The sequence below is a fragment of the Rhodopseudomonas sp. AAP120 genome, from assembly GCF_001295845.1.
Classification (GTDB): Bacteria; Pseudomonadota; Alphaproteobacteria; order Rhizobiales; family Xanthobacteraceae; genus Rhodopseudomonas.
In genome coordinates this window covers 64,511-70,510 of the sequence record NZ_LJIC01000043.1, presented here as the reverse complement: position 1 = coordinate 70,510, position 6,000 = coordinate 64,511, and the positions used below count along the sequence as shown (strand labels likewise).

The 6,000-nt window shown below is 68.3% G+C and carries 7 protein-coding genes and 1 riboswitch; of the genes, 3 read left to right on the top strand and 4 right to left on the bottom strand.

Translation table 11 applies throughout. The features are described 5' to 3' along the window. Positions 1–91: 91 nt before the first annotated feature. A complete protein-coding gene (gene thiS / locus IP86_RS07925; RefSeq protein WP_054161971.1) occupies positions 92–289 on the bottom strand; it encodes a sulfur carrier protein ThiS in 198 nt (65 codons plus the stop codon). After that, complete coding sequence (locus tag IP86_RS07920) at positions 280–1,434, bottom strand: FAD-dependent oxidoreductase (RefSeq protein WP_082363888.1); 1,155 nt, start codon at positions 1,432–1,434, stop codon at positions 280–282. The genes thiS and IP86_RS07920 overlap by 10 nt, the downstream gene beginning before the upstream one ends. After that, positions 1,423–1,570, bottom strand: a riboswitch (TPP riboswitch). (Overlaps the previous gene by 12 nt.) Positions 1,571–1,717: 147 nt before the next feature. On the opposite strand from IP86_RS07920, the gene IP86_RS07915 reads away from it, so the two are divergent. Beyond that, on the top strand, positions 1,718–3,193 hold the full coding sequence (locus IP86_RS07915; protein WP_054161970.1) for a hypothetical protein: 1,476 nt from the start codon (positions 1,718–1,720) through the stop codon (positions 3,191–3,193). A gap of 4 nt (positions 3,194–3,197) precedes the next feature. Here the strand turns inward: IP86_RS07915 and IP86_RS07910 are convergent, their stop codons facing one another. Together IP86_RS07910 and IP86_RS07905 are read right to left on the bottom strand one after the other, a co-directional pair. Beyond that, positions 3,198–4,478 (bottom strand): ATP-binding protein, encoded by a 1,281-nt coding sequence (locus IP86_RS07910; protein WP_082363889.1) that lies wholly within the window; start codon positions 4,476–4,478, stop codon positions 3,198–3,200. Positions 4,479–4,554: 76 nt separating this feature from the next. Further along, positions 4,555–5,277: a response regulator gene (locus tag IP86_RS07905; protein ID WP_054161976.1), complete on the bottom strand. Its 723-nt coding sequence runs from the start codon at positions 5,275–5,277 to the stop codon at positions 4,555–4,557. On the opposite strand from IP86_RS07905, the gene IP86_RS29015 reads away from it, so the two are divergent. Next, positions 5,276–5,521, top strand: a complete 246-nt coding sequence (locus IP86_RS29015) for a hypothetical protein (protein WP_197279691.1) — start codon at positions 5,276–5,278, stop codon at positions 5,519–5,521. The two genes, IP86_RS07905 and IP86_RS29015, sit on opposite strands and share 2 nt — an antisense overlap. A gap of 40 nt (positions 5,522–5,561) precedes the next feature. After that, positions 5,562–5,990, top strand: coding sequence for a hypothetical protein (locus IP86_RS07900; protein WP_349509523.1), 429 nt, complete (start codon positions 5,562–5,564; stop codon positions 5,988–5,990). Positions 5,991–6,000: the final 10 nt, after the last annotated feature.

Below are 6,000 nucleotides of genomic sequence, written 5' to 3'. Positions count from 1 at the left end.
TCTGTGCCTGGGGACCCCCACCCCCGACCCCTCCCCGCAAGGGGGAGGGGAGATTGGGCGGCGCGGTGCAGGGCTTGGATCATCGTCATCCTCATCCCCCCTGCCGCGGCGTCAGGATTTCGATTTCGTCGCCGGCGGCGAGCGCGGTCTCATCCCATTTGCCGCGTGGGACGACGTCGTAGTTGATCGCGACCGCGTAGTGGCCGGCGGTGCACTCCAGTTCCTGCATCAGCGCGGCGACGCTGGTCGCAGTCACGTCGCGCTGTTCGCCGTTCACCGTTACAAGCATCGCATCACCTGGTTGTCGATTTCGCCGCGTTCGACGTAGTTGAGCATCTTCTCGGCCAGCGCCGGGGCGAGCAGGAAACCGTGACGGTAGAGGCCGTTGGTCGCGATGCGGCGGTTGCCGATGGCGATGCGCGGCAGGTTGTCCGGGAAGGCGGGGCGCAGGCCGGCGCCGATCTCGACGATATGCGCCTCGCCGAACGCCGGATGCACCGCGTAGGCGGCGCTGAGCAGCTCCAGCGCCGAGCGCACCATGACGAGTTCGTCCTCGCTCTCGACGGTGGTGGCCCCTAACATGAAGTGATTGTTTTCACGCGGGATCACGTAGAGCGGCCAGCGCGGGTGCATCAGTCGCACCGGGCGCGACAGCGTCACTTCGGCGGTCTTGATCACCACCATCTCCCCCTTGACGCCGCGCAGCTCCGGCGCCTTGTCGCGCGCGGCCATGCCGCGGCAATCGATCACCAGACCGTCGAGGTCTTCGGGCGTCATCTCCGACTCGAACAGGATGGTGCCGCCGGCTTCGATCAGCCGCTTGTGCAGCTGCGCCAGCACCAGCCGCGGCTCGACATGGCCTTCGTCGGGGAAGTACAGACCTTCGCGGAACCGGCCGGCGAGTGCCGGCTCGAGCTCGGCGACGCCGTCGGCGTCGAGCCGCTTGTGCCCGGTGGTCATCTTGGCGAAGCGTTCGAAATCGGCGCGGTCGCGCGGATGCGCCACCACCAGCGAGCCGTTGAACGCGGTCTCGGGGAACTCCTTGCGCCACATCTCCAGCGAGCGCAGCCCCATCTCGCCGACCATCGGCTCGGCGCCTTCGGCCTCGCAATACGGCGCCAGCATGCCGCCCGCCCAATGGCTGGTGGCCTGCGTCATCGCGCTGTCGCCGCGCTCGTACAGAGTGACCTTGCGGCCGGCGCGAGCCAGCAGCAGCGCCTGCCAGGCGCCGGAAATGCCGGCGCCGATCACCGAGGCCGGCGCGTCCTTGCGCAGATCAGGCTTCTCGCTGCGCAGCGCCGCAGCGGCCAACTCGGCGGCCGAGCGGGCAGGCGCGGGCGCGCGCTCTGTCGCAGGCGAGCTTGCTTCTGCAGATGCGTAAACGGATGGATGAGCGGATTCGGCCCCGCGACGGCCTTCAAGTCTCTGATGCATCCCTGTCCCTTCGCCGGCATGACCCGGATCAGGTTCAAAGGGTCACTGCGGTCCCGCTCAGTTCAATCCGACAAAAGATTGAAGCGGCGAGCTTGCAGTATCTCAGCTCCTCGTCGGAGCCCCCCTCGGAACGACTCCAATGTAGGCCGATCACCCCCGGTGTCAACGTGCCTTTCGGCGAGGCTTTCCGCCGCGCCGCCAGGATCCTGCCGCAGGCCCTTTACTTCAAATTATCCGGGCGCGTGTTTGATCCCGGAACCCGCCCCGCGACCGGACGCCGCCGATGACGAGCCTCACTGCCGATACGAGCGGCCTCGCCGGCGGGCGCAGCCTGCTGCCGCTGTGGGTCGGGATCGTTGCCTACGCGTTGCTGCTGATCATCGGCAATCGGCTGCTGCTCGATCCTGATACGTTGTGGCAGATCACGGTCGGGCAGTGGATCATCGATCATCGCGCCGTGCCGCGGGTCGACGTGTATTCCTTCACCATGGCGGGGCAGCCGTGGATCTCGACGCAATGGCTGGCGCAGGTGCTGCTCGCGGCGAGCTACGCGCTCGCGGGATGGGCCGGGCCGGTGGTGCTGGCTGCGGCGTCGCTGGCGCTGACGCTGGCTTTGCTGGCGCGCGCGCTCGGCGCCAGGCTGCGCGACAGCACGACGCTGGTGTTCGTGCTCGCGGCAGTGATGCTGATGGTGCCGCACATGTTCGCGCGACCGCACGTGCTGGCGATGCCGGTGATGGTCGCCTGGGTCGGCGGGCTGATCGCGGCGGCAGACCGGCGCGCGGCGCCGCCGTTGGTGCTGCTGCCGCTGATGGCGTTGTGGGCCAATCTGCACGGCGGCTTCGTGCTCGGCCTCGTGCTGATCGCGCCGATCGGGCTCGACGCGGCGCTGGCCGCGCCCGCGCCGGCGCGGCGATCGCTGCTGCTGCGCTGGATCGGCTTCGGCGTGCTGGCGCTGATCGCGAGCTGCGCCAATCCCTACGGCTGGGACGCCCTCCTGGCGTCGCAGCGCATCCTGTCGCTGGGCGGGGCGCTGGCGACGATCGGCGAATGGGCGCCGACGAATTTCTCGCGCATCGGGCCGCTGGAAGTCGCGCTGCTGGTCGGCCTCGGGCTCGCGCTGTGGAGCGGCGTGACGCTGCCGCCGCTGCGCATCGTGATGCTGCTCGGCCTGCTGCACATGGCGCTGAGCGCCACCCGCAATCTCGAAGTGCTGGCGCTGCTGGCGCCGCTGATCCTCGCGGCGCCGCTGGCGCAGCGGATCGGACGGGAGACGGCGCCGGCGGCCCCGGGCGCGCGGGGCATGGTCGCAGCCACGCTGGCGCTGGCGATCGTCGGCACGGCGGCGCTCGGAGCGCTGCATCGGTACGCTCCGCCGCAGAGCAACGCGCCGGAGGCGGCCCTCGCCGCGCTGAAGCCACTCGGCGTGCAGCGGGTGTTCAACGACTATGATTTCGGCGGTTACCTGATCGCCAGCGGCGTCCCGCCGTTCATCGACGGCCGCACCGAACTCTACGGCGAGCGCTTCGTCGTCGACCAGCACGCCGCGGTGCGGCTGCGGCCGCCGGAGACGCTGTTCCGGTTGCTCGACGAGTACAAGATCGACGCCACGCTGCTGCGCACCGAGGACGCAGCGACCAAGCTGCTCGACCACGTCGACGGCTGGCAGAAGGTGTACAGCGACGACGTTGCGACCATCCACCTGCGCAAGCCGGGCGCCGCTCATAGCGCCGAGCCGAAGGTTGCCCCAGGCCGCTGAGCGCCTACGCGGACTCGTTCGTCGTGGCGCCCGATCGCGGCAGCGTCATCCGTACGATCAGCCCATGCGGCGCGCGGTCGTGCAGCGACAGCTCACCGCCGTGGCTCTGCGCGATTGCACGCGCGATCGACAGGCCCAATCCGAAACCCGAGGCCTCGTTCATGTTGCGGGCATCGTCGCCGCGCACGAACGGCTCGATCACGCGCGCCTTGCGGGTGTCGGGAATGCCGGGGCCGTCGTCCTCGACCTCGATGACCAGACGCTGCGGCGAGGCGTCGAGCCGCACGATCGTCTGTTTGCCGTAGCGCACCGCGTTGTCGATCAGGTTGGTGACGGCGCGGTGCAGATCGTCCGGACGCGCCAGCGCTTCGGCGTGTTCGGGCCCCTGATAGCAGACGCAATGGCCGAGGTCGGCGAACTGATCGGCGATGGAGTGCAGCGCGCTGGCAAGATCGATCCTCGTCTTCGCCTCTCGGTTGTGACCGTCACGCAGAAACGACAGCACGGCGTCGAGCATCGAGCGCATCTGATCGAGATCGCGCAGCATGTGTTCGCGCTGCGTGGCGTCCTCGATGAATTCGCTGCGTAGCCGCAGTCGCGTGATCGGCGTGCGGAGGTCGTGGCCGATCGCAGCCAGCGTTCGGGTGCGGTCGTCGATCAGTGCGGTGATCCGGCTGCGCGAGCGGTTGAGCGCGCGGGCCAAAGCTCGAATCTCGTCCGGGCCGCTCTCCGGCAGCGGGTCGTCGCCGCCGTCGAGCTTGAAGTTCTCGGCGGACCTGGCGAACTCCGACAGCGGCGTCGACAGCGCGCGATCGGCCCACAGTGCGAAGATCGCCAAGCTGACGACGACGCCGACCAGCGCCGTCATCCACGGCCCGCCCCAGAATGGCGGCCGGCTGCGCCGCTCCGGGATCGCCGCCACGATGGTCGCACCGTCCGGCAGGCCGATCGCCGCCTTGGGCTGGCCGCGCGGTTCTTCGACTGCGAATACGCGTGCCAGCGGCCCGAGTTCGCGCGCGACTTCGTTCAGCGCGTGCGGGGTGTGGGCGGAGCGCGGCGGAACGGCGGCGGCGTCGCGCAGGCTCATCTCGAGGTGAGGGAAGGCGGCATCGATTTGCTTCACCAGCAGCGGCCGCTGTTCGGCCGGCGTCGTCGCGATCAGCAGCACCGACAGTTCGAACTGCCGGCGCTGATGTTCGTTCGGGCCGAACTGGCTGGGGCCGCGCAGCAGGAAGGTCGCGGCGATCAGCGCCTGCGTGCCGATCAGCGACAGCAGCACCAGCATCGCGATCTGACCGCGTAGCCCGTTGATGCGCACGCCGGCGAGCAGCCTGTTGATCACGATGAGGCCCCGGCTATGCTCAGACCGGCTCGACGGTCGGCGTGAACGTGTAGCCGCCCGAGCGCACCGTCTTGATGATCGTGATGTTCTGCGGATCGGGCTCGATCTTGCGTCGGATCCGGCTGACCAGCACGTCGATCGAGCGTTCGAACGACCCCGCATTGCGGCCGTGGGTGAGGTCGAGCAGTGCCTCGCGCGACAGCACCCGGCCGGGCCGCTCGCAGAACGCCTGCAGCAGGTCGAATTCCGCACTGGTCATCGCCACCAGGGCGCCGTCAGGATTGCGTAGTTCGCGCAGCCGGAAATCGATGCGCCAGCCGAGGAAACTCATCGCGCTGGCGCCGTGGACCGCGCTGGCGGCGTGGGCGAACGCCTGCCGCCGCAGCACCGAGCGGATCCGCGCCAACAGTTCGCGCGGATTGAAAGGCTTGGCGAGGTAATCGTCGGCGCCCATTTCGAGGCCCAGGATGCGGTCGACGTCGTCGCCGCGTGCCGTCAGCATGATGATGGGCAGATGCGAGCCGGTCCGCAGCCGGCGGCACAGGCTGAGGCCGTCTTCGCCGGGCAGCATCACGTCCAGCACGACGAGGTCGACGCGCTGGTCGGCGAGCCGGCCGTCCATCTCGCGGCCGTCCTGCGCGGTGATGACGTGACAGTCATTGGCGCGCAGATACTTGGCGATCAGCGCGCGCGTTTCGCGGTCGTCCTCGACGACGAGGACATGGGGAGGGGCTTGAGTCATGGCGCCGTTGTCCGACACTTTCGAAGCGGGCGGGGAAGGTTTTTTGTTTCAGGATATTTCCATGCCGGGCTTTGTCATCGGTGGAAACGAAGCCGCGGATGCCGGGAACATCTCGTTAATCTCATTAACCATAACGTGGCGCGGGATCAAAGCGCTCGGGGCTTCACATGACCGCCATCTCCTCGGCTTCAACCAGCAGCTATCTTTCACCGCTTCAGCAACTGCAGAAGGAGCTCGCTGCTGAACTAACCGCCGGTCAGATCAGTTCGTCCGACGCGTCGTCGATGTCGACCGCGCTGAAGGACATCGATTCGGCGCTGCAGAGCGGCAGCCCTGCCGATACGGGTGGCACGCAGACGCCCGGCGACATGAAGTCGAAGATCGATGATCTGATCTCCAAGGAAGTGTCGAACGGCACCCTGACGACGGATCAGGCCGAGAAGCTGAAGAACGTTTTCGCGCAGGCCTTCGGGCAGGGGCCGGGTGGCCCCGGCGGCCCGCCACCGGACGCCGCCGGCGCGGCGGACGCCAGCACCAGCTCCAGTTCGTCGGCCTCGTCGTCGGATGGAAGTGGAAGCGTCGACGATCTGGTCAAGCAGTTCCTCGAGCTGCTGCAGCAGACCCAGTCGTCGTCCGCGAATTCGTACGGTTCCACCGGAACAACGACCAACGCCGCATCGTTCTCCGCTCTGCTCGTGGACTACAGAACCTGACGTGTGACGC

Excerpts from the sequence above, each read along its gene's own strand:
- thiS (WP_054161971.1), bottom strand. The coding sequence starts at position 289 with ATGCTTGTAACGGTGAACGGCGAACAGCGCGACGTGACTGCGACCAGC.
- IP86_RS07920 (WP_082363888.1), bottom strand. The coding sequence starts at position 1,434 with ATGCATCAGAGACTTGAAGGCCGTCGCGGGGCCGAATCCGCTCATCCA.
- IP86_RS07915 (WP_054161970.1), top strand. The coding sequence starts at position 1,718 with ATGACGAGCCTCACTGCCGATACGAGCGGCCTCGCCGGCGGGCGCAGC.
- IP86_RS07910 (WP_082363889.1), bottom strand. The coding sequence starts at position 4,478 with ATGCTGGTGCTGCTGTCGCTGATCGGCACGCAGGCGCTGATCGCCGCG.
- IP86_RS29015 (WP_197279691.1), top strand. The coding sequence starts at position 5,276 with ATGGCGCCGTTGTCCGACACTTTCGAAGCGGGCGGGGAAGGTTTTTTG.
- IP86_RS07905 (WP_054161976.1), bottom strand. The coding sequence starts at position 5,277 with ATGACTCAAGCCCCTCCCCATGTCCTCGTCGTCGAGGACGACCGCGAA.
- IP86_RS07900 (WP_349509523.1), top strand. The coding sequence starts at position 5,562 with ATGTCGACCGCGCTGAAGGACATCGATTCGGCGCTGCAGAGCGGCAGC.